The sequence below is a fragment of the Actinomycetospora sp. TBRC 11914 genome, from assembly GCF_012933465.1.
GTDB lineage: Bacteria > Actinomycetota > Actinomycetes > Mycobacteriales > Pseudonocardiaceae > Actinomycetospora.
The window spans coordinates 862,344-882,714 of sequence record NZ_JABBND010000001.1 but is presented as its reverse complement, the minus strand read 5'-3'; the positions used below and the strand labels follow the sequence as shown (position 1 = coordinate 882,714).

The 20,371-nt window shown below is 75.4% G+C and carries 18 protein-coding genes; 11 read left to right on the top strand and 7 right to left on the bottom strand.

Going from position 1 to position 20,371, the window contains the following annotated elements; all coding sequences use genetic code 11:
- Positions 1 to 6 precede the first annotated feature (6 nt).
- The 5 genes from HH311_RS04215 to HH311_RS04195 are packed head-to-tail and all read right to left on the bottom strand — an operon-like array spanning position 7 to position 4,841.
- On the bottom strand, positions 7 to 996 hold the full coding sequence (locus tag HH311_RS04215; protein ID WP_169182254.1) for an AAA family ATPase: 990 nt from the start codon (positions 994 to 996) through the stop codon (positions 7 to 9).
- Positions 983 to 1,450, bottom strand: coding sequence for a ribulose bisphosphate carboxylase small subunit (locus HH311_RS04210; protein ID WP_169182253.1), 468 nt, complete (start codon positions 1,448 to 1,450; stop codon positions 983 to 985). Before HH311_RS04210 ends, HH311_RS04215 begins: the two co-directional genes overlap by 14 nt.
- Positions 1,451 to 1,460: 10 nt before the next feature.
- Positions 1,461 to 2,885: a form I ribulose bisphosphate carboxylase large subunit gene (locus tag HH311_RS04205; protein ID WP_169182252.1), complete on the bottom strand. Its 1,425-nt coding sequence runs from the start codon at positions 2,883 to 2,885 to the stop codon at positions 1,461 to 1,463.
- A gap of 37 nt (positions 2,886 to 2,922) precedes the next feature.
- Positions 2,923 to 4,167, bottom strand: coding sequence for a GAF domain-containing sensor histidine kinase (locus tag HH311_RS04200; RefSeq protein ID WP_169182251.1), 1,245 nt, complete (start codon positions 4,165 to 4,167; stop codon positions 2,923 to 2,925).
- Positions 4,164 to 4,841: a response regulator transcription factor gene (locus HH311_RS04195; protein ID WP_169182250.1), complete on the bottom strand. Its 678-nt coding sequence runs from the start codon at positions 4,839 to 4,841 to the stop codon at positions 4,164 to 4,166. Before HH311_RS04195 ends, HH311_RS04200 begins: the two co-directional genes overlap by 4 nt.
- A 663-nt stretch (positions 4,842 to 5,504) precedes the next feature.
- Here HH311_RS04195 and HH311_RS04190 point away from each other — a divergent pair.
- From HH311_RS04190 to tatA, 11 genes are all read left to right on the top strand, one after another.
- A complete protein-coding gene (locus tag HH311_RS04190) occupies positions 5,505 to 6,461 on the top strand; it encodes a phosphoribulokinase (protein WP_312029934.1) in 957 nt (318 codons plus the stop codon).
- Positions 6,458 to 7,324 (top strand): HAD-IA family hydrolase, encoded by an 867-nt coding sequence (locus HH311_RS04185; RefSeq protein WP_169182249.1) that lies wholly within the window; start codon positions 6,458 to 6,460, stop codon positions 7,322 to 7,324. The genes HH311_RS04190 and HH311_RS04185 overlap by 4 nt, the downstream gene beginning before the upstream one ends.
- Positions 7,279 to 9,207, top strand: a complete 1,929-nt coding sequence (locus tag HH311_RS04180; protein ID WP_169182248.1) for a mycofactocin system FadH/OYE family oxidoreductase 1 — start codon at positions 7,279 to 7,281, stop codon at positions 9,205 to 9,207. The genes HH311_RS04185 and HH311_RS04180 overlap by 46 nt, the downstream gene beginning before the upstream one ends.
- Positions 9,204 to 11,096, top strand: a complete 1,893-nt coding sequence (locus HH311_RS04175; protein ID WP_169182247.1) for an FAD-dependent oxidoreductase — start codon at positions 9,204 to 9,206, stop codon at positions 11,094 to 11,096. Before HH311_RS04180 ends, HH311_RS04175 begins: the two co-directional genes overlap by 4 nt.
- 52 nt (positions 11,097 to 11,148) lie before the next feature.
- A complete protein-coding gene (locus tag HH311_RS04170) occupies positions 11,149 to 11,967 on the top strand; it encodes a metalloregulator ArsR/SmtB family transcription factor (RefSeq protein ID WP_169182246.1) in 819 nt (272 codons plus the stop codon).
- A 12-nt stretch (positions 11,968 to 11,979) separates the two neighbouring features.
- A complete protein-coding gene (mftE, locus tag HH311_RS04165; protein WP_169182245.1) occupies positions 11,980 to 12,672 on the top strand; it encodes a mycofactocin biosynthesis peptidyl-dipeptidase MftE in 693 nt (230 codons plus the stop codon).
- A 108-nt stretch (positions 12,673 to 12,780) separates the two neighbouring features.
- Positions 12,781 to 13,431 (top strand): phosphoribosyltransferase family protein, encoded by a 651-nt coding sequence (locus tag HH311_RS04160; protein ID WP_169182244.1) that lies wholly within the window; start codon positions 12,781 to 12,783, stop codon positions 13,429 to 13,431.
- Positions 13,432 to 13,742: 311 nt separating this feature from the next.
- Positions 13,743 to 16,109 (top strand): molybdopterin cofactor-binding domain-containing protein, encoded by a 2,367-nt coding sequence (locus tag HH311_RS04155; protein WP_169182243.1) that lies wholly within the window; start codon positions 13,743 to 13,745, stop codon positions 16,107 to 16,109.
- Between the two features lie 9 nt (positions 16,110 to 16,118).
- The gene (locus HH311_RS04150) at positions 16,119 to 16,595 is read left to right on the top strand and encodes a (2Fe-2S)-binding protein (RefSeq protein ID WP_169182242.1); all 477 of its coding nucleotides are present in this window, start codon (positions 16,119 to 16,121) and stop codon (positions 16,593 to 16,595) included.
- Positions 16,596 to 16,634: 39 nt separating this feature from the next.
- Positions 16,635 to 17,006: a hypothetical protein gene (locus tag HH311_RS04145; protein WP_169182241.1), complete on the top strand. Its 372-nt coding sequence runs from the start codon at positions 16,635 to 16,637 to the stop codon at positions 17,004 to 17,006.
- An 8-nt stretch (positions 17,007 to 17,014) separates the two neighbouring features.
- Positions 17,015 to 17,206 carry a twin-arginine translocase TatA/TatE family subunit gene (gene tatA / locus HH311_RS04140; protein WP_211189677.1) on the top strand — a complete coding sequence of 64 codons (192 nt, stop codon included), beginning with the start codon at positions 17,015 to 17,017 and terminating at the stop codon, positions 17,204 to 17,206.
- 36 nt (positions 17,207 to 17,242) lie between these two features.
- Here tatA and HH311_RS04135 read toward each other — a convergent pair whose 3' ends face one another.
- Positions 17,243 to 17,959 (bottom strand): XdhC family protein, encoded by a 717-nt coding sequence (locus tag HH311_RS04135; RefSeq protein WP_169182239.1) that lies wholly within the window; start codon positions 17,957 to 17,959, stop codon positions 17,243 to 17,245.
- Complete coding sequence (locus HH311_RS04130) at positions 17,956 to 20,322, bottom strand: aerobic carbon-monoxide dehydrogenase large subunit (RefSeq protein ID WP_169182666.1); 2,367 nt, start codon at positions 20,320 to 20,322, stop codon at positions 17,956 to 17,958. Before HH311_RS04130 ends, HH311_RS04135 begins: the two co-directional genes overlap by 4 nt.
- Positions 20,323 to 20,371: the final 49 nt, after the last annotated feature.

Sequence of the window (20,371 nt, the reverse complement as noted above, 5' to 3'; positions counted from 1 at the left end):
CCATCCTCAGCTCGCCGTGTGCCCGCCGGCGAAGACGCGGCTCGCCCGCAGGTCGGGAGCCTCGAGGGTGGTGAGCTCGGGCAGGCCCACCGACCGCGACGGGGCCTCCCCGAGGCGGCGGGCCTGGCGCATCCGCGCCCGGTCGAGGGCGTTGCGCACGCTGCGGGCGCCGGCGAACCACGCCTGCTCGCGGCGCAGCGCGAGGTACTCCCGCAGCGCGTCGGCCGCGTCGTCGGAGAAGCACAGGCCCTGCCCGGCGGCCATGTCCCGGGCGATCACCACGAGCTCGTCGGCGGTGAAGTCGGGGAAGTCGACGTGGTGGGCGACGCGGCTCTGCATCCCCGGGTTGGCCTCGAAGAAGGTGGCCATCCGATCGGCGTAGCCGGCGAGTACGACGACGAGGTCGTCGCGGTGGGCCTCCATGGCCTGCAGGAGGATCTCGATGGCCTCGCCGCCGTAGTCGCGCTCGTTGCCGGGCCGGTGCAGGTAGTAGGCCTCGTCGACGAAGAGCACCCCGCCGCGGGCCTTGCCGACGATCTCCTTGGTCTTCGGCGCGGTGTGCCCGACGTACTGCCCGACGAGGTCGTCGCGGGTGGCGGTGACGAGGTGCCCGCGGCGCAGGTAGCCCAGGCCGTGGAGCAGGTCGCCGATCCGCCGGGCGACCGTCGTCTTGCCGGTGCCCGGGTTGCCGGTGAAGCACATGTGCAGCGTCGGGGGCTCGGTCGCCACGCCGAAGCGCCCCCGCACCCGGTCGACGACGAGCAGCGCCGCGAGCTCGCGGAGCCGCTCCTTCACCGGCGCGAGGCCGACGAGCTCGGCGTCGAGCGCGTCGAGGACGGCGTCGACGCCCGCGTCGCGACGGACCGCGTCGAGGTCCACCGTCGCGTCGGGGGCGAGCGGCGCCTCGGCGGGCGCCGCAGCCCCGGTCTCCCGGGTGCCGTTCGACGCCCGGCCCGCCGTCGCGAACGACACCCGCGTGCCGTCAGCGCCCGCCATGGCCGTTGCTCCGCGGACCGCCGCCCCGGCCCGTGGCGCCGTAGCGCGAGCCCGCGGGCCGCTCGGTGGCGTAGGAGTGCACGGAGTAGCCGACGCGGCGGTCCGGCCCCTCCTGGCGGTCGAGGCGGAAGCCGGGCTCCTCGCTCGGGCGGTTGACCAGGAACGACAGCGCGACGGTCTGGCGGCCGAGGCCGGCGTCGTAGGCGTTGACCCGCACGTAGTGCTCGGGGTGCTCCTCGCGGCAGGCGCGGACCTCGTCGAGCACCGCGGCCGGGTCCTGCAGGTCGAACAGCGGGAGCCCCCACATCTCCCAGTAGGTGTTCCGCGGGTGCGGGTCGTCGGTGTACTCCACCGAGCAGGGCCAGCCCTGCTCGAGGGCGTAGGCGATCTGGGCGCGGATCTCGTCGTCGGTGAGATCCGGCAGGAACGAGAACGTGCCCTGGGTGATCCTCACGGTGTCCTCCTCACGAGGGGGTGGCGACGGCGTCGACGGTGTCGGTCGAGGCGTAGTCGAAGGTGACGTCGCCCCAGGTCGAGAGGGCCATGTCGAGCGGCTTGTTGCGCTTCGCGGCAGCGCGGAGGACCTCCTCGCCCTCGGCCAGGACGTCGCGGCCCTCGTTGCGCGCCTTGATCATCGCCTCGACGGCGACCCGGTTGGCCTCGGCGCCCGAGGCGATGCCCATCGGGTGGCCGATGGTGCCGCCGCCGAACTGCAGGACGGTGTCCTCGCCGAGGTGGTGCAGCAGCTGGTGCATCTGCCCGGCGTGGATGCCGCCGGAGGCGACCGGCATGGTGGCCGGCATCGACACCCAGTCCTGGGCGAAGTACAGGCCCTTCGACGGGTCGGCGTCGTAGGAGTTCTTGCGCAGCACGTCGTAGAAGCCGTGGACCGACGCCGGGTCGCCCTCGAGCTTCCCGACGACGGTGCCGGCGTGGATGTGGTCGACCCCGGCGAGGCGCATCCACTTCGAGATGACGCGGAAGCTGACGCCGTGGGACTTCTGCCGGGTGTAGGTGGCGTGGCCGGCCCGGTGCAGGTGCAGGACGACGCCGTTGCGTCGCGCCCACCGCGAGAGCGACTGGATCGCGGTGTAGCCGACGGTGAGGTCGACCATGACGATGACGCTGCCGAGCTCGCGGGCGAACTCGGCGCGCTCGTAGATGTCCTCCATGGTCGCCGCGGTGACGTTGAGGTAGTGGCCCTTGACCTCGCCGGTCTCGGCCTGCGCCCGGTTCACCGCCTCCATGCAGGCGAGGTAGCGGTCGCGCCAGCGCATGAACGGCTGCGAGTTGATGTTCTCGTCGTCCTTGGTGAAGTCCAGCCCGCCGCGCAGGGCCTCGTAGACCACCCGGCCGTAGTTGCGGGCGGACAGCCCGAGCTTGGGCTTCGTGGTGGCGCCGAGCAGCGGCCGGCCGAACTTGTTGAGGTACTCCCGCTCGGTGACGATGCCGTGCGGCGGGCCGGGGAAGGTCTTGACGTAGTGCGCCGGGATCCGCATGTCCTCGAGGCGGAGGGCCCGCAGGGGCTTGAAGCCGAAGACGTTGCCGATGATCGAGCTGGTCAGGTTCGCGATCGACCCCTCCTCGAACAGGTCGAGGTCGTAGGCGATGTGGGCGATCCACTGCCCCTCGACGCCGGGCACGGCGTCCACGCGGTAGCACTTGGCCTGGTAGTGGTCGTAGGTGGTGAGGCGGTCGGTCCAGACCACCGTCCAGGTCGCGGTGCTGGACTCGCCCGCGACGGCGGCGCCCGCCTCCTCGGGCGGCACCCCGTCCTGCGGCGTCACGCGGAACGCGCAGAGCAGGTCGGTGTCCTTCGGTTCGTAGTCGGGCTGCCAGTACCCCATCTCCGCGTAGGGGATGACGCCCGCGCTCCATCGGTCGGCCATGCCCGGAAGAGTGCGGGGCCGGGAATGAGCAGGACAATCAAGGGTTCGCGGCGAACCCTTCGCCGTTCGGCTGAACCTGCAGGTCGGGGACGGTGACGACGACGCTGGTCCCGCCGCCGGGCCGCGAGGTCACCCGGACGGCGCCGCCGATGAGCTCGGCCCGCTCGCGCATCGAGGCCAGGCCGTACCCGCCGTCGTCGGGATCGGGCACCGGGTCCGCCGCGCCCGGGGTGAACCCGACGCCGTCGTCGGTGACGGTCAGCCGGGTCCCGTGGCCGTCGGCGTCGAGCCGCACCGTCACCCGCTCCGCGGCGGCGTGCTTCCCGACGTTCTGCAGCGCCTCCTGGGCGATCCGATACAGCGCGATCTCGAGGTGGTCGGGGAAGCGCGCGTCGGTGAGGGCCAGCGACGCGGTGACGCCCGGCAGGTCACGGGCGAGGGCGGCGAGCGCGCCGGCGAGCCCGAGGTCGTCGAGGACGGGCGGGCGGAGCGCGCCGATCGCCGCGCGGGTCTCGCCGAGGGCGGTGTCGACGAGCTCGCAGGCGGCGTCGATCGCGGTGTGCGCGGCGGCGGGGTCGGCGCGCCCGAGGTGGGTCAGGGCCGCGTCGAGGTGGTAGGAGAGCGAGACCAGCCGCTGGGAGATGCCGTCGTGGATGTCGCGGGCGAGGCGGCGCCGCTCGGCCTCGCCGGCGGCGACGGTCTGCTCGGCGAACCGCTCGTGGGCCCGCTCCCGGACGGCGAGGCGACGGTGCATCCGGGCCTGGTGCACGGCGCCCGCGAGCAGCCGGCCGATCGCCAGGAGCAGCCGGACGTCGCGGTCGTCGAACCGGCGGCGGGCGCGGGTGTGCACGTTGAGCACCCCGGCGAGCCCGTCCGGCGCGCTGATCATCGGCACCGACACCATCGAGGTGTAGTCCTGGCCGCGCAGCGCCGGGATCGGCACGTACCGCGGGTCGGACTCCTTGTCCTCGACGATCACCACCGGCTCCCGGTGGCTCGCCACCCACCCGCTCACCCCCCGGCCCAGCGGCAGGTGCACCGCGCCGACCTCGGCGTCGAAGGGCGGGGTGGCGCCGAGCAGGGTGAGGGCCCGCTCGGAGTCGTCGAGGACGTGCACGAAGCAGACGTCGGTGGCGGTGGCCTCGGTGATGACCCGCGCGACGGCGGCCGCCCGCGCCTCCGGGTCCGGGCCGCTCGCGGTCGCCTCGATGATGGCCAGCAGGACGGCGTTCTCGCGCTCCGGGTCGTCGAGGCCCAGCCCCCGGAGACCCAGCCCGCTCACCGAAACAGCCCCTCCCGCAGCGCCGCCGCGACGGCGGCGGTCCGGTCGGCGACGCCCAGCTTGCGCAGCACCGAGCGGACGTGGCTCTTCACCGTCTCGTCGCCGATGACCAGCCGGGACGCGATCGCGCGGTTGGTGCACCCGGCCACGAGCAGCGCGAGCACCTCGCTCTCGCGGTGGGTCAGCCCCAGGTGGGCGCCGGGCCAGAACTCGTCGCGCTCCAGGCGCGCCGCCGAGGTGACGACCCGCCCGGCCATCGTCGCGTCGATGACGGTCGTGCCCCCGGCGGCGAGCTCGAGCTGGGAGACCAGTTCCTCCCCGCGGATCCGCTTGAGCAGGTAGCCCGCGGCGCCGGCGCGCAGCGCCTGGAAGAGGTACTGCTCGTCGTCGTACACCGACAACAGCACCACCCGCTGGTCCGGGACGCGCTCCCCGAGGCGCCGGCAGAGATCCAGCCCGCTCTCGCCGGAGAGCCGCACGTCGGCGAGCACGAGGTCGGGGAGCAGCGACGCGACCAGGGCGAGCGCCTCCTCGACCCCGGCCGCGGACCCGACCACGCGCACCCGCCCGGTGAAGGGCGCGAGCATGGCCTTCAGCCCGGCCACGACCATCTCGTGGTCGTCGACGACGACCACCCGCAACGGGCCCGTCGCGGCCGGTGTGACGGAGGCCATCCGTCCACGATAGGTGCCCGGCGCCCCGCCGAGGAGCCGTCGCGGGCCCGGCCTCCCTCGTCGGTCAGCTCCCGACGGTGCCCCACGGCGGACGGAGCCGAAGGCCGGCTTCCGACGTGGACCACCGCGCGGCGCATACACTCCGCCGCCCCCGGCGATCAGTTGTGGGTGGACCTGCGCGCCGCGCACACACTCCGCCGCCCGCGGCGGTCTGTTGTGGGTGGACCTGCGCGTCGCGCACACATTCCGCCGCCCGCGGCGATCGGTTGCGGGTGGACCGGCGCGCCGCGCACAGATTCCGCCGACCACGGCGGCCAGTTGCGGGTGGACCTGCGCGTCGCGCACACACTCCGCCGCCCGCGGCGGCCAGTTGCGGGTGGACCTGCGCGTCGCGCACACACTCCGCCTCGGTGGGTCCGAGCGGATTCCCACGCAGCGCGCAGGTCCCCCCGTCGACCTCGCCAGTCGGGTGTGTGCGCCGCGCGCAGGTCCACCGGGGACTCGATGCCGGTGCTGCGGGGGTGTGTGCGCGACGCGCAGGTGGCGACGGCCTCCCCCGTCCGCCTCCCCCCTCGATCCCCCGTCGCGGGGGGCGCCCCGCCCCGCGGCCGTCCCTAGCGTCGGGATCGACACGAGGGCCGCGAGGCCACGAGGAGGACCCCCGTGCCCGACAAGACCTTCCGGATGCACCGGGCCGGCCCCGACCGGCCCCGACCACGACCGATCATGCTGGCCATCGCCGGCGACAGCGCCGCGGGCAAGACGACGATCACCCGCGGGCTGGTCGAGGCCCTCGGCCCGGAGCGGTGCGTCTCGCTGTGCACCGACGACTACCACCGCTACGACCGGGCCGAGCGCCGGGAGCTGCCGTTCACCGCGCTGCACCCGGACTGCAACCACCTGGAGATCCTCGAGCAGCACCTCCAGCTGCTCGCGACCGGCGCTCCGATCCTCAAGCCGGTGTACGACCACGCCACCGGCGAGCTGGTGCGCCCGGAGCTCGTCGAGCCGGCCCCCGTCGTCATCGTCGAGGGACTGTTCCCGCTGCACTCCAAGCTCGCGCGGGCGTGCTTCGACGTCACGGTCTACCTCGACCCGCCCGAGGAGATCCGCCGCGGCTGGAAGGTCGCCCGGGACACCCGTGCCCGCGGCTACACCACCGAGCAGGTCCTCGCCGAGCTCGACCGCCGCGAGGAGGAGTCGGCCGCGTACGTCCGGCCGCAGCGCTCGCACGCCGACGTCGTCGTGCGGTTCGCGCCGATCGAGTCCCGGGACGACCCGGCGGGCACGCCGCTCTCGGCGACGGTGATGCTGCGCCCGACGATCGACCACCCCGACCTCACCGGGGTGCTGCAGCCGGGGCTCACCCGGGCGATGCACCTGAAGCTCGAGCGCGATCCCGACGGCCGCCCCGTCGAGTCGCTGCACGTGCACGGCTACGTGCCCCGGGAGGAGAGCCTCGCGGTGGAGAAGGCCATCTGGACCGCGCTCGGCGACCCCGACGGCGAGAGCCCGGAGTGCCTGGGCCGGATCGGCGACGCCCGCAGCGAGCCGCTCGCCATCGCCCAGCTGCTGCTGCTCTACCACCTGCGCGACCTCGGCCGGCAGGTCGCGCCGTGAGCGCCCCGGCCGCGGTGGTCTTCGACGTCGACGGCACCCTCGCCGACACCGAGCGCGACGGCCACCGCGTCGCGTTCAACCGGGCCTTCGCCGCCCACGGGGTCGACGTGTTCTGGGACATCGAGCACTACGGGCACCTGCTCGCCGTGACCGGCGGCCGGCGGCGGATCGTCGCCGACCTGGCCGCGCGGGAGGAGTGCGGCGGGGAGGCCGCCGACGAGACCGTGCTCGAGGAGCTCGCCGTGCGGGTGCACCGCACCAAGACGCGGCTCTTCGCCGACGAGGTCCGGCGCGGCGCGATCGGGCCCCGCCCCGGGGTGCGGGCCCTGGTGGCGGACCTGCGCGCGCACGGCACCCGGATCGCCGTCGCCACCACCGGCACCCGGGCCTGGGCCGAGCCGCTCGTCGAGCACCTGCTGGGGGTGGGGACGGCGGAGGTGGCCGTCTACGGCGACGACGTCACCCGCCTCAAGCCCGACCCGCAGGCCTACGAGCTCGCGCTCGCCCGCCTCGGCGTCGACCCGGCCGACGCGGTCGCGGTCGAGGACTCCGCGCCGGGCCTGGCCGCGGCGCGGGCGGCGGGCCTGGCCACCGTCGTCGTCACCAACCGCTACACCCGCGGGCAGGGGTTCGCGGGGGCGGCGCTGCTGCGCGAGGAGTTCGACGAGCCCGCGCCGCTGTCCGCGGCCGAGCTGGGCGCGCTGGTCCGCCGCGACACCGGGTCGCGGGCTACCGTCGCGGCCCGGAGGACCGCGCGGCACCCGGGAGGGCCGGCGCGGCCGTGTGACGGGCAGTGGCGCAGGGAGGCCGGGGCGCGGTGGGCACCGGGGGCGGGTCAGGCGCGGGGGGCGTCCGCTCCCTGACCGGACCCGTCGTCCTCGGGGCCCGGACGGCCCCGTCGCGGGTGCTGTTCGGGCCGCACGTCACCAACCTCGCGGAGCCGGGGCGGCCCCGGGAGCTCGCCGCGGCCCACGTCGGGCACTACGCGCGGCGCGCGGCCGGCGGGGCCGGGATCGTCGTCACCGAGGTCGCCTCGGTGCACGACTCCGACCGGCCCTACGACCGGTCACCCCGGGCCGCCGACTGCGGGCCCGGGTGGTCGGCGATCGCGGCGGCGTGCCGTCCCCACGGGACGCTCGTGCTCGCCGGGCTGGGCCACGCCGGCTCCCAGGGCAGCTCCGCCCACCACCGCCGCCCGCTGTGGGCGCCCTCGCCCGTCCCCGACCCGGTGAGCCGCGAGGTGCCGGCCGCGATGGACGAGGCGGCGGTCGCGGCGGTCGTCGACGGGTTCGCCGCGGCCGCCGCGCTCGCCCGGGCCGCCGGCGCGGACGGCGTCGAGATCGGCGCCGGGCAGCACGCGCTGCTGCGCCAGTTCCTCTCCGGGCTCACCAACCACCGCTCGGATCGCTGGGGCGCCGACCGGGGGCTGCTGCTGCGGGACACGGTCGCGGCGGTGCGCGCCGCGGTGGGCGACGACGCCGTGGTGGGGCTGCGGCTGGCCGTCGACGAGCTCGCCCCCTGGGCGGGGCTGACGCCGGACGACGTCGCGGTGCCCGCCGGGCTCGACTACGTGGTCGGGGTGCGCGGCAGCGGGCTCACCGTCGCCGCGACCCGCCCCGACGCCCACACTCCACCCGGGTACGGCCGCCCGCTCGCCGCGGCGCTGCGCCGGGTCGCGCCCCCGGGGACCGCGGTGGTGCTGGCCGGGGGCGTGGTCGACGTGCCCGACGCCGCCGCGGCGCTCGACCAGGCCGACCTCGTCGAGATGACCCGCGCCCTGCTCGCCGACCCCGACCTCGTCGCCCACGCCCGGGCCGGCCGCGCCCCGCGTCCCTGCGTGCTGACCAACCAGCGCTGCCGGGTCCGCGACGTCCGCAACCCGCGGATCTCCTGCACGGTCGCGCCCACCTCCGGAGTCCCGACGGTGCCTCCCGACGACGGCCGCGCGGTGCGGGTGGTCGGCGGCGGGCCCACGGGCCTGGAGGGGGCGCTGACGCTGGCTCGGGCCGGCTACCGGGTGACGCTGCTCGAGCGCGACGACGACCTCGGAGGCCTGCTGCGCGCGGTGGCGCGGCTGCCCGGGCGGGGACGGTTCGCGCGGCTGGTCGAGTGGTGGCGCGCCGAGCTGGTCCGCCACGACGTGACCGTCCGCCTCGGCGTGACCGCGGACCCCGACCCCGACGTGCCCACCCTCTGGGCCACCGGCGGGGTGGACCGCGACCCGCCGGTCCCGGGCGTCGTGGCCCTGCCCGCCGCCGCGGTGCTCGCCGGGGCGGCGGTGCCGGACGGGCCCGTCGTCGTGTGGGACCCGATCGGGGACGCCACCGGGGTCGGTGTCGCCGAGCTGCTCGCCGCCGGGCGGGACGTGGCGCTCGTGACCGGGGACCCGGTGGTCGGCCACGAGCTCGGCGGCGACCTCGTCCCCGCGCAGGCCCGGCTCCTCGCGGCCGGGGTCCGGCGGGTCGTCCGCCACGACCTCACCGGCGCCGCGGACGGGGCGCTGACCCTGCGCCAGGTCGACACCGGCGAGGTGACGACGCTGCCCGCCGCGGCCCTCGTCGACACCTCGCCCCGGGCGCCCGGACCGGTGCCCGACGGCGCCCGCGCCGACGGTGGCCTGCTGGTGGTGGGCCCGCGGGTGCTGGCCGGCGACGTGGTGGCGCCCCGGACGGTGCACGAGGCGGTGCTCGACGGGCGCCGGGCCGCGGCGCGGGTGGCGTCGACCTCTTCGTGGGCCCGGGCATGACCGCGCCGCGGCCCGGTGACCCGGTGCGGGTCGGTCCGCTGGTCCTCCGGAACCGGATCGTCTTCCCCGCCCACCTCACCAACGCGGCCGTCGCCGGGCGGCCGACCGCGCAGCACGCCGCCTACTACGCCGCCCGCGCGGCCGGCGGCGCCGCCATGGTGATCACCGAGGAGCACTCCGCCGGCGACGACGACCGGCCCTACGAGCGGCTGATCCGCGGCACCGACCCCGCCGTCGTGCCCGGCCTGCGGCGCATCACCGACGCCGTCCACGCCCACGGGGCGGTGGTGCTCGCGCAGGTCGGCCACAACGGCGGCCAGGCGTCGTCGCGCTACTCCGGGGTGGCGGTGACGGCGCCGTCGCCGCGCCCCGACCCGATGTTCCGGGAGGTGCCGCGGGCGCTGACCGCCGGCGACGTCGCCGACCTCGTGGCGGGGTTCGCGCGGACCGCCGAGCACGCCGTGGCGGGCGGCTACGACGGGCTGGAGGTCCAGGCGTCGCAGGCGTCGGTGGTCCGGCAGTTCCTGTCGCCGCTCACGAACCACCGCCACGACGCGTACGGCGACGACCCGGCCCTCGTGCTCGTCGAGATCCTCACGGCGGTGCGGACGGCGCTGGGGCCGGACCGGGTGCTCGGCGTGCGGCTGCAGGGCGACGAGGGGCTGCCCGGCGGTCTCACCGCGGCCGACGCGGCGGCGGTCGCCGCCCGGGTCGGCGGGCAGGTGGACTACGTCAACACCGCGGTCGGGGTGGCGACCGCGACGCTGCCGCTCATCGAGCCGCCGATGGGGGTGCCCGCGGGGTACGCGGCGGCGGTCCCGTCCGCGGTGCGGGCGGCGGTCGGGGTCCCGGTGGTGGGGGTCGGGCGGTTCACGACGCCGTCGCAGGTCGCGGCCACCCTCGCCGCCGGGACGTGCGACCTCGTCGGCGTGGTGCGCGGGCAGATCGCGGACCCGGGGTTCGCGGCCGCGGCGCTCGCCGGGGGACGGGTGCGGCGCTGTCTCGGGTGCAACCAGGAGTGCATCGCGGCGGTCGGGCTCAACCGGCCCCTCGGGTGCGTGGTCAACCCCCGGGCGGGCCGTGAGTCGGTGCCGCTGCCGGACCCCGGCCGGCGACGGCGGGTGCTGGTGGCGGGCGGCGGACCGGCCGGGATGGCCGCGGCGGTCACCGCGGCCCGGCGCGGGCACGACGTGCACCTCGTCGAGGCCGGCGACCGGCTCGGCGGCCAGGTGGCGTGGGCGGCCGCGGCCCCGGGGCGCGGGGAGCTGGGCCACGCCGTCGAGGACCTGGCCGCCGAGCTGCGGGAGCTCGGCGTCGCGACCTCGCTGACCCTCGCGGTGGACGACGCCCTCGTCGCGGCGGAGAACCCCGACGTCGTCGTCGACGCCACCGGGTCCGTGCCCGCGCGACCGTCCTGGGCGGGCGCGGGGGTCCTCGACGTCGAGGACGTGCTGCGCGGCGGGGCCCGCCCGCGCGGGCGGGTCCTGGTGGTGGACGAGGCGGGCGGGCACGCCGCGCCGTCCGCCGCGGAGGCGCTGGCGCGGGCCGGGGCGTCGGTCACGACGGTGACCGCGGCGCTCGAGGCCGCCGCGGACCTCGGGCCCACGCTCGAGGGCCCGCGGTGGGCGCGGCGCGCGGCGGCGCTGGGCATCCGGCAGGAGGTGGAGACCGTCGTGCTGGCCACGGAGGGCGGGACGGTGCGGCTGCTGCACCACCTCACCGGCGCCGAGGAGTCGCGGACGGTCGACGCCGTCGTCGCCTGCGGGCCGCGCGCGGCCCGCGCGCCGGTCACGTCCGCGGCCCCGGTGGTGCGCGTCGGCGACGCCGTGGCACCGCGACTGCTGGACGCGGCGATCCGGGAGGGGCACGACGCGGCCGTCGCCCTCTGACGGGCAACCTCGGGGTTGCCCTTTGCGACAGGCAACCGTATGGTTGCCGATCGTGGACGACGACGCCGTGTTCCGCGCCCTCGCGGACCCGACGCGGCGCCACCTGCTGGACGCGCTGTACGCGCGCGACGGCCGGACGTTGTCGGAGCTCGCCGAGGGCCTGGCGATGACCCGGCAGGCGGTGACGAAACACCTGGCCGTCCTGGAGGAGGCGGGCCTGGTCACGGCGGTGCGCCGGGGCCGTGAACGCCGCCACCACCTCAACCCGGCGCCGCTGGCCGACGTCGGCGACCGCTGGATCCGCCGCTACGACCGGGCGCGCGTCGACGCCCTCACCGATCTCAAGCGAGCCCTGGAGGACCCCGTGACCGAGACAGCCCACCCCGCGGCCACCGCCTTCGTCTACGTCAGCTACATCCGCACGACGCCGGAGAGGCTGTGGGAGGCGCTGACGACGCCGGCGTTCATCCGCCGCTACTTCGACGGCGGCGGCCCGGACTCCGACTGGACCCCCGGCGCCCCGGTGCGCTGGAGCATGGGCGGCGAGCCCGCGCAGGACTGGGACCAGCACGTCCTCGAGGCCGACCCGCCGCGCCGGCTCGCCTACACCTGGCACAACTACCGGCCGGAGATGCAGGCGATCTTCGGCTGGTCCGACGAGCAGCTCGCCGTGCTGCAGCAGGAGCCGGTCTCGCGGGTGGCGTTCGAGATCGAGCCGGTGTCGCCGGAGGCGGTCAAGCTGACCGTGACCCACGACGGGTTCGTCCCGGGCAGCGCGATGCTCGAGGGGATCGCGGGCGGCTGGCCCGGGATCCTGTCGAACCTCAAGTCGCTGCTCGAGACCGGCGAGGTGGTGGCCGGCCGGAGCTGACACGCTGGCCGGGTGGAGGTCCCATCCCGAGAGGTCGGCCGGGCGCGCGCCGCCGACTGCGCCGACACCGCGCTGCTGCTCGTGCCGGTCGGGGCGCTCGAGCAGCACGGCCCGCACCTGCCGCTCGGGACCGACACCGCGGTGGCGACGACGGTGGCCGGGCGCACCGGGCTGCCGGTGACGCCGCCGATCGCGCTCGGCGCCTCCGGCGAGCACGAGGGCTTCCCCGGCACGATCTCCATCGGCACCGAGACGCTGGCCGCGGTGCTGGTCGAGACCGGCCGCTCGGCGTGCCGGTGGGCGCGGCGGCTGTGCTTCGTCAACGGCCACGGCGGCAACCTCCCCGCGCTCGTCGCCGCCACGACGCTGCTCCGGGCCGAGGGGCGGGACGTCGCCTGGCACTCGTGCGGGGTGCCGGGCGCCGACGCGCACGCCGGGCGCCACGAGACGTCGCTGATGCTCGCGCTGGCCCCCGACGACGTCCGCGCCGACCTCGCGGCGGCCGGCAACACCGCCCCGCTCGGCGAGCTCATGCCCGCCATCCGGGCCGGGTCGGTCGCCGCGGTGAGCGCCAACGGCGTGCTCGGCGACCCGGCGGGCGCGACGGCCGCCGAGGGCGCGGAGACGACGTCGGTGATGGTGTCGGCGCTGCTCGACGCCCTGCGCGACTGGCGCGTGGACGACCACGGCCGGTTGGGCGCCTGAGCGGCGCGACGAGCTCGAGTGGGCGTCGGTGGCTGCCGGTGCAGCCGTGGCGGTCCACTCGCCGGACGGTGCTGCCGGGACCGGAGGACGACCTAGGCTCCCGATCCCATGGACGCGGGGCGGGTGGTCTTCCGCAACCGGATCGACGCGGGGCGGGCGCTCGGCGTCGTGCTCGCCGGGGTGGACCTCGACCGGCCGCTGCTGGTCGGCCTCGCGCGCGGCGGGGTCCCCGTCGCGGTCGCCGCGGCCGCCGTCCTGGGCGAGGCGGCCGAGGTCGACGTGGGCGTGGCCCGCAAGGTGACCCGGCCCGGCCGGCCCGAGGCGGGGCTCGGCGCGGTCGCCTCCGACGGCGAGCCGGTGTGGTTCACCGTCGCGCTCGAGCGGCAGGGCCTGACCCCCGACGCGCTGGCCGGTGCCGTCGCCGAGGAGCGCGCCGAGGCCCGCCGTCGGGAGGCGGCCTACGGCGCGACCTGGCGCGAGCGCGCGCCGGGCCGGGACGTCGTGCTCGTCGACGACGGCGTCGCCACCGGCGTCACGGCCCTCGCCGCGCTGCGGGCGCTCGAGGCCGCCGGCCCGTCCCGGTTGGTGCTGGGCGCCCCGGTGATCGCGGCGACGACGGCGGAGCGGCTCGCGCACGAGTGGGGCGGCGAGGTGGTGGCGGTGACGGTCCCGCCGCGGTTCCGCGCCGTCGGCGACCACTACGAGGACTTCGGCCAGCTCTCCGACGACGACGTCCGGCGAGCCCTCGGCCGCGGGTGAGAACCGCCCTGGCTACCCGCCGGGACCCGTGAGGACGTTCACTCGACCGGATGATGATGGCGGGCGTGTCGGGCTTGACGGCGCCCCGCGGCGCCGTGTCCGGAAACCGGTTGCGACCAGCGCGGACACGTCCGGGATCGTCCGGACCCGGCCGATGCGGCCGCTCGATCCGGCACGTCTGTCCACACTCCGATCCCGCCGCTGCGCGTCACAGTCGAATAACGGACTCGTTGTGGTGTCACACACATGCTTCACCTCGCTGTGGGCGGCGCCCGAGACGTCGCCGGCGGGGTGGGTCGGGGAGGTCGTCGATGCCCAGCCACCGGGCCACCACCACGCGGGAGAGACCACGGGCCGAGCGCCCCGCGAAGCACGGCGTCCTCCACACCGATCTCAGCCGGCGCCGGTTCCTGGGCTACGTCGTGGCCGGGACGACCCTCGTGGCGGCGGCCGAGCTGGGCCGGGAGGCGATCTTCGACGCGACGCCGTCGGCGTCGGCGTTGGCCGTCCCGTCGGCGCCGCAGACCCCGGAGGTCTACGACCTCCTCGACGTGCTCCGGGACTCGGCCCGCCCCACCGCGAACCTCATCCGGATCAAGGTGAACCGGGACAACACGGTCTCGTTCGCGCTGCCGCGCTCCGACAACGGCCAGGGCATCATCACGTCGACCCAGATGATCATCGCCGAGGAGATGGGCCTCGATCCCGACCAGGTCCTCGTCACCCTCGCGGACGCCCGCCCGGAGCTGGTGTTCAACCAGCTCACCGGTGGCTCGTCGACGACGTTCACCACGTTCACCCCGATCCGGGTGGCGGCCGCGCTGGCCCAGGGGCGGCTCCTCGACGCCGCCGCGGCCGAGATGCGCCAGGACAAGGACGTGCTCACCAGCCGGCAGGGCCTGATCACCGGACCCAACGGGGCGTCGCTGCCGTTCGGCGAGCTCACCACCAAGGCCGCCGCCCCCGTCACGCAGGCCGTCGAGGTCGCCCTGAAGGACCAGGAGAAGTTCACGATCATCGGCAAGCCGCGGACCAAGTCCGACGCGCTCGCGATGGTCACCGGCAAGAAGAAGTTCACGACGGACCTGCAGATCCCCGGCGCCCTGCCGACGGTCCTGTGCCGGGCGCCCGACCTCAACGGCTACCCGCGGGCCGTCGCGAACCTCGACCAGGTGCGGACGATGCCCGGCATCACCGACGTGGTGAAGGTCGGCGGTGGGGTCGCGGTCCGCGGCAACACCTTCGGCCAGTGCATCGCGGCCGTCGACGCCCTCCAGGTCACCTGGGCGAACGGCACGGTGCACGGCAAGGACGACGACGCGGTGCTCAAGGAGCTGCGCGCCGCCGAGCTCCCGCTGGCCGCGCCGAAGCTCCCCGGCAGCCTCGAGGGCGAGTTCGTCTTCTACTTCCGCAGCAACTCCTCGCTCGAGACGAACTGCGCCATCGCCGACGTCCGCGGCAACCGGGCCACGATCTGGGGCCCGTCGAAGAGCCCGATCGCCGCGCAGGCCGAGATCGCCAAGAAGCTGGGCATCCCCCAGAACGCGGTGACCTTCCACGTCCAGGAGGGCGGCGGGTCCTTCGGGCGCAAGCTGTTCTTCGACGCCGCCGAGGAGGCGGCGCTGGTCTCGCAGGCGATGGGCAAGCCGGTCAAGCTCATGTGGACCCGCGCCGACGACTCCCGTCAGGGCCGCACCCACCCCATGGCGACCTGCCGGATCCGCGCCAACGTCACCGCGGACGCCGTCACCAGCTTCGAGATCCGCCACACCAGCGTGGCCACCGAGGTCAACCCGGGCCTGTCGGAGGCGATCTCGGCGGCGGCCAACAAGGCGCCCCTGGGCAACCTGACCGTCTCGGAGTCCATCTTCGAGACGACCCAGGTGACCCCGTACAACTTCGGCGCCTCGACCCGGTTCCTCAACGAGGTCGACATGGGCTTCAACACCAGCTCGATGCGCAACATCTACTCCCCGGACGTCGCGACCGCCCGGGAGCTGATGGTCGACCAGATCGCGGCGAAGCTCGGCAAGGACCCCTACGAGTTCCGGTCCGAGTTCGCCAAGCAGGCCCGGTGGAAGGCCGTGCTGGACCGGGTGGCCCAGGAGGCGGGCTGGGGCAAGTCGATGGCCGACGGCACCGCGCAGGGCATCGGCATGCACGTGGAGTACAAGGGCGCCGCGGCCTGCGTCGTCGAGCTCGACTGCCGCCCGGAGACGGTCAACCGGAAGATCCGCCAGGCCCGGACCGGTCCGCGGGTCACCAAGGTGACCTACGTGGTCGACGTCGGGCTCGTCATCAACCCCCGCGGCCTCGAGGCCCAGATGATGGGCGGGATCAACGACGCCCTCGCGATGACGCTCACCTCGAGCCTGCACCTCGACGACGGGCACTTCGTCGAGGCCAGCTGGGACAACTACTTCTACACCCGGCAGTGGAACACCCCGCCGGAGATGAACATCGTGATCATGGACTCGACCGCTCCGGAGCCGGGCGGCGCCGGCGAGTTCGGGATCGCCGCCACCTGCGGCGCCATCGCCTGCGCCTACGCGCGGGCCACCGGGAAGGTCCCCACCTACTTCCCGCTCGACCACAAGGACCCGCTGCCGTTCGAGCCGTACCCGACGGTGCCCCCGATCCCGCCGTCGCCGACCGACGGTCTGCAGACGACCTTCTAGGAGGACCTCGTGCCCACGCACACCTTCCAGCTCAACGGCGAGCAGGTCAGCGTCGACGTCGAGGACGACGTGCGCCTGCTCTGGGTGATCCGCGACCTGCTCAAGGTCACCGGCCCGAAGTACGGCTGCGGCATCAACGTCTGCAAGGCCTGCACCAGCCACATCAACGGCAAGGCGTTCAACCCCTGCTCGGTGCAGGTCAAGGACATCCGGCCCACCGACGAGGTCACGACGATCGAGGGCCTCGCCGACACGGTCAAGGCCGACCTGCACCCGATGCAGCAGGCCTGGATCGACAACGACGTGGCCCAGTGCGGCTACTGCCAGCCGGGCCAGATCATGGCCGCCGTCGCCAAGGTGAAGCAGTGCCGGGCCGAGGGCCGCGAGGTCGACGACGACGCCATCGAGGAACTGCGCAACATCTGCCGGTGCGGCACCTACAACCGCATCCGCGAGGCCATCAAGGCCGGCGCGCAGGACATGTGACCCCGCCCGACCCGCCGTTCCACCCGAGAGGAACCCCTCATGACCACCCGTAGGCACACCCGCGCCGCGGCCGCGGCCGTCGGCATCGCCGGCGCCGTCCTGCCGCTCGTCGCCGCCGGCACGGCCCAGGCCGCGACCAGCGACCACGTCGACCACCTCGCCACCACCGACGCGGCCCGCTCCGACGCGACCACCGGCTACCCCAGCACCCAGAGCCCCGCCCAGGGCCCCTCCGCGGTGCTCGCGACCGCCGGCAACCTCGCCTCCTCGATCATGGACGCGAACGACAACGCGACCGGGCAGGCCCGTCCGGAGGACGCCAACGGGACCGAGACCCAGTACCCGCAGGCCGACCCCCGCTTCGTCGAGGGACCGGTCGGCGGCGCGCTGGTGAACGGGCCCTTCGAGTGACCGGCGCGCTGAGCCCCGTCCACTGGCTGATCATCGTGGGCGTGCTGGTGCTGCTCTTCGGGGCGAAGAAGCTCCCCGAGCTGGCCCGCTCCGTCGGCCAGTCCGCGCGGGTGTTCTCCACCGAGATGCGCGAGCTGTCCCACGAGTCGGCCCCGGCGAAGGCCGAGCCCGTCGTCGAGGAGCGTCGCGCCGCGAGCTGAGGCGGCGAGCCGCGCCCGGGGAGCCCCGGGCGCGGCTCACCGCTCCGTCCGCACCGTCCGCCCCGCCCGCACGGCCACCATCTCGGCCAGCACCGACAGGGCGACCTCGGGGGGCGTCGTGGCGCCCAGGTCCAGCCCGGCCGGGGTGTGCACCCGGTCCCGGTCGGCGTCCTCGACGTCCAGCCCCGCGAGGACCGCCGCACCACGGCGCCGGCTCGCGACGAGCGCGACGTACCCGACGCCCGCGCGCAGCGCCGCCTCGAGCACCGGCGCCTCGTCGTACCCGTGGCTCGCGACGACGACGGCGTCGGGGGCCGGCCCCGAGCCCATCCCCTCGACCACGGTGTGGTCGAGCGCCGTCGCCAGCCGCCGCAGCGCCGCGGCGATGGGGCCGTCGCCGTGCACGCCGACGACGGTGCTCGGCACCACCGCCTCGAGCAGGATCTCCAGGGTGCCGCCCGACTCGCAGTGGTTCGCGAGCCCCACCTCGCCGTGGCAGCCGACCGGCCCGCCCTCCGGGGCGATCCGCAGCAGCGCCGTGGTGCCGGAGGCGAGCACCCGGAGGCTCTCCTGGCGCACGCCGTCCTCCGCGCAGTGCCCGCCGACGAAGCCGTCGACGGTGCCGTCGGCGAGCACGAGGGCCCGGTCCCCGGGGCGCGCGCTCGTGGGGTGCTCCACCCGCACGACGGTGGCCAGCACGAACGGGGTGCCCTGCTCCCGCAGCGCCTCGGCCCGGCCGAGCAGGCTCGTCATCGGATCGCGAGGTCCGTGCGCAGCGGCCGCCCCTGCATCGCCGACCACACCGCCGCCGGGGTCAGCGGCATGTCGGCGTGGCGGACCCCGTGGGGCGCGAGCGCGTCGATCACCGCGTTGACGACGGCGGGCGGCGAGCCGACCGTCGCCGACTCGCCCACGCCCTTCGCGCCGACGGGGTGGTGCGGGGAGGGCGTCACCGTCTCGCCGAGCTCCCACGACGGGCACTCCAGCGCGGTCGGCACCAGGTAGTCCATGAAGGACCCGCCGAGGCAGTTGCCGTCGAGGTCGAACGCGATGGCCTCCATCAGCGCCATCCCGATCCCGTCCGCCAGGCCGCCGTGGATCTGGCCCTCGACGATCATCGGGTTGATCCGGACCCCGCAGTCGTCGACCGCGACGAACCGCCGCACCGTGACCGCGCCCGTCCCGGGGTCGACGTCGACGACGCAGACGTACGCCCCGCAGGGATAGGTGAGGTTGGGCGGGTTGTAGACGCAGGTCGCGTCGAGGTGGCCCTCGACGCCGTCGGGCAGCTCGAGGTTCGAGTGGGCGGCCAGGGCGATCTCCGCGATCGTCCGCGAGGCCCCGGCGACCCCCTTGACCTGCCACGACCCGTCGGACCACTCGAGGTCCTCGGGGTTCGCCTCCATCATCGCGGCGGCCACGATCCGGGCCCGTTCCCGGACCTTGCGGGCCACGATCGCCGTGGCGGCTCCCGACACCGGGGTCGACCTCGACCCGTAGGTGCCCAGCCCGAACGGGGTCTGGTCGGTGTCGCCGTGCACGACGTCGACGTCGTCGGGGGAGATGCCGAGCTCGGCCGCCACCAGCTGCGCGAACGTCGTCTCGTGCCCCTGCCCCTGGCTCTGGCAGGACACCCGCAGGACCGCTTTCCCGGTGGGGTGCACCCGCAGCTCGGCACCGTCGGCCATCCCGAGCCCGAGGATGTCCATGGACCGCCGCGGCCCGGCGCCGACGGCCTCGGTGAAGAACGCGAGACCGATCCCGCGCAGCGGCACGTCCTCCCCGGCCTCGCGGCGCCGGCGCAGGTCGGCCTGCTCGCGCCGCAGGTCGTCGTACCCGGCCTTGTCGAGGGCGACCTGCAGGGTGTGGGGGTAGTCGCCGGAGTCGTACTCCCACCCGGTGGGCGACCGGTAGGGGAACTGGTCGGAGCGCAGGAGGTTCCGCATCCGCAGCTCGGCGGGGTCCATCCCGAGGTCGTGGGCGACGACGTCGACGAGGCGCTCGACGAGGTACACCGCCTCGGTGATGCGGAACGAGCACGCGTAGGCGACGCCGCCGGGCGCCTTGTTGGTGTAGACCCCGGTGACCGCGCAGTGGGCGGCCTCGAGGTCGTAGGAGCCGGTGAACACCCCGAAGAACCCGGCGGGGAACGCGGTCGGCTGGGCGGTGGCGTTGAACGCCCCGTGGTCCGCGAGCACGTGGACCCGGACCGCCCGCAGCCGCCCGTCCGCGGTGACCGCGGCCTCGCCGCGCATGTGGTAGTCGCGGGCGAAGGAGGTGCTCATGAGGTTCTCGGAGCGGTCCTCCACCCACTTCACCGGGGCGCCGGTGAGGATCGATCCGACGATGGCGCACACGTAGCCGGGGTAGATGCCGACCTTGTTGCCGAACCCGCCGCCGATGTCGGGCGACACCACGCGGATCTTGTGCTCGGGGAGCCCGGCGACCATCGCGTAGAGCGTGCGGTGGGCGTGCGGGGCCTGCGTGGTCGTCCAGAGGGTCAGCTTGCCGGTGACCGGGTCCATGTCCGCGACCGCGCCGCAGGTCTCCAGCGGGGCGGGGTGCACGCGGGGATAGAGGATGTCCGCGGTGACCACGCGCTCGTCGTCGCGGGCCTGCGCCTGCGCGAACACCGCGTCGGTCGCGGCCCGGTCCCCGCTGGACCAGTCGAAGATGTGGTTGGTGGTCCGGCCGTCCTGGTCGTCGCGGACCACCGGGGCGTCCTCGTCGAGCGCCCGGGTGGCGTCGACGACGGGGTCGAGCGGCTCGTACTCGACGTCGATGAGGTCGAGCGCGTCGCGGGCGGCGTAGTGGTCGTCGGCGACGACGAAGGCCACCTCCTGCCCCTGGAAGCGCACCTTGTCCGTCGCGAGCACGGCCTCGGTGTCCTGGGAGAGCGTCGGCATCCACGACAGCCCCAGCCCGGCGAGCGCCTCGCCGGTGATCACCGCGCGGACCTTCGGGTGCGCCTCGGCCGCGCTCGTGTCGACGGCGACGATGCGGGCGTGCGCGAGCGGGCTGCGCAGGACCGCGCCGTGCAGCATGCCGGGCAGGACGACGTCGTCGACGTAGTTCCCGCGGCCGCGCACGAAGCGGGCGTCCTCCTTGCGCTTCATCGCCCCGTAGCCGCGCGGGGTGTCGACGGCGGCCCGGATCCACTCCTCG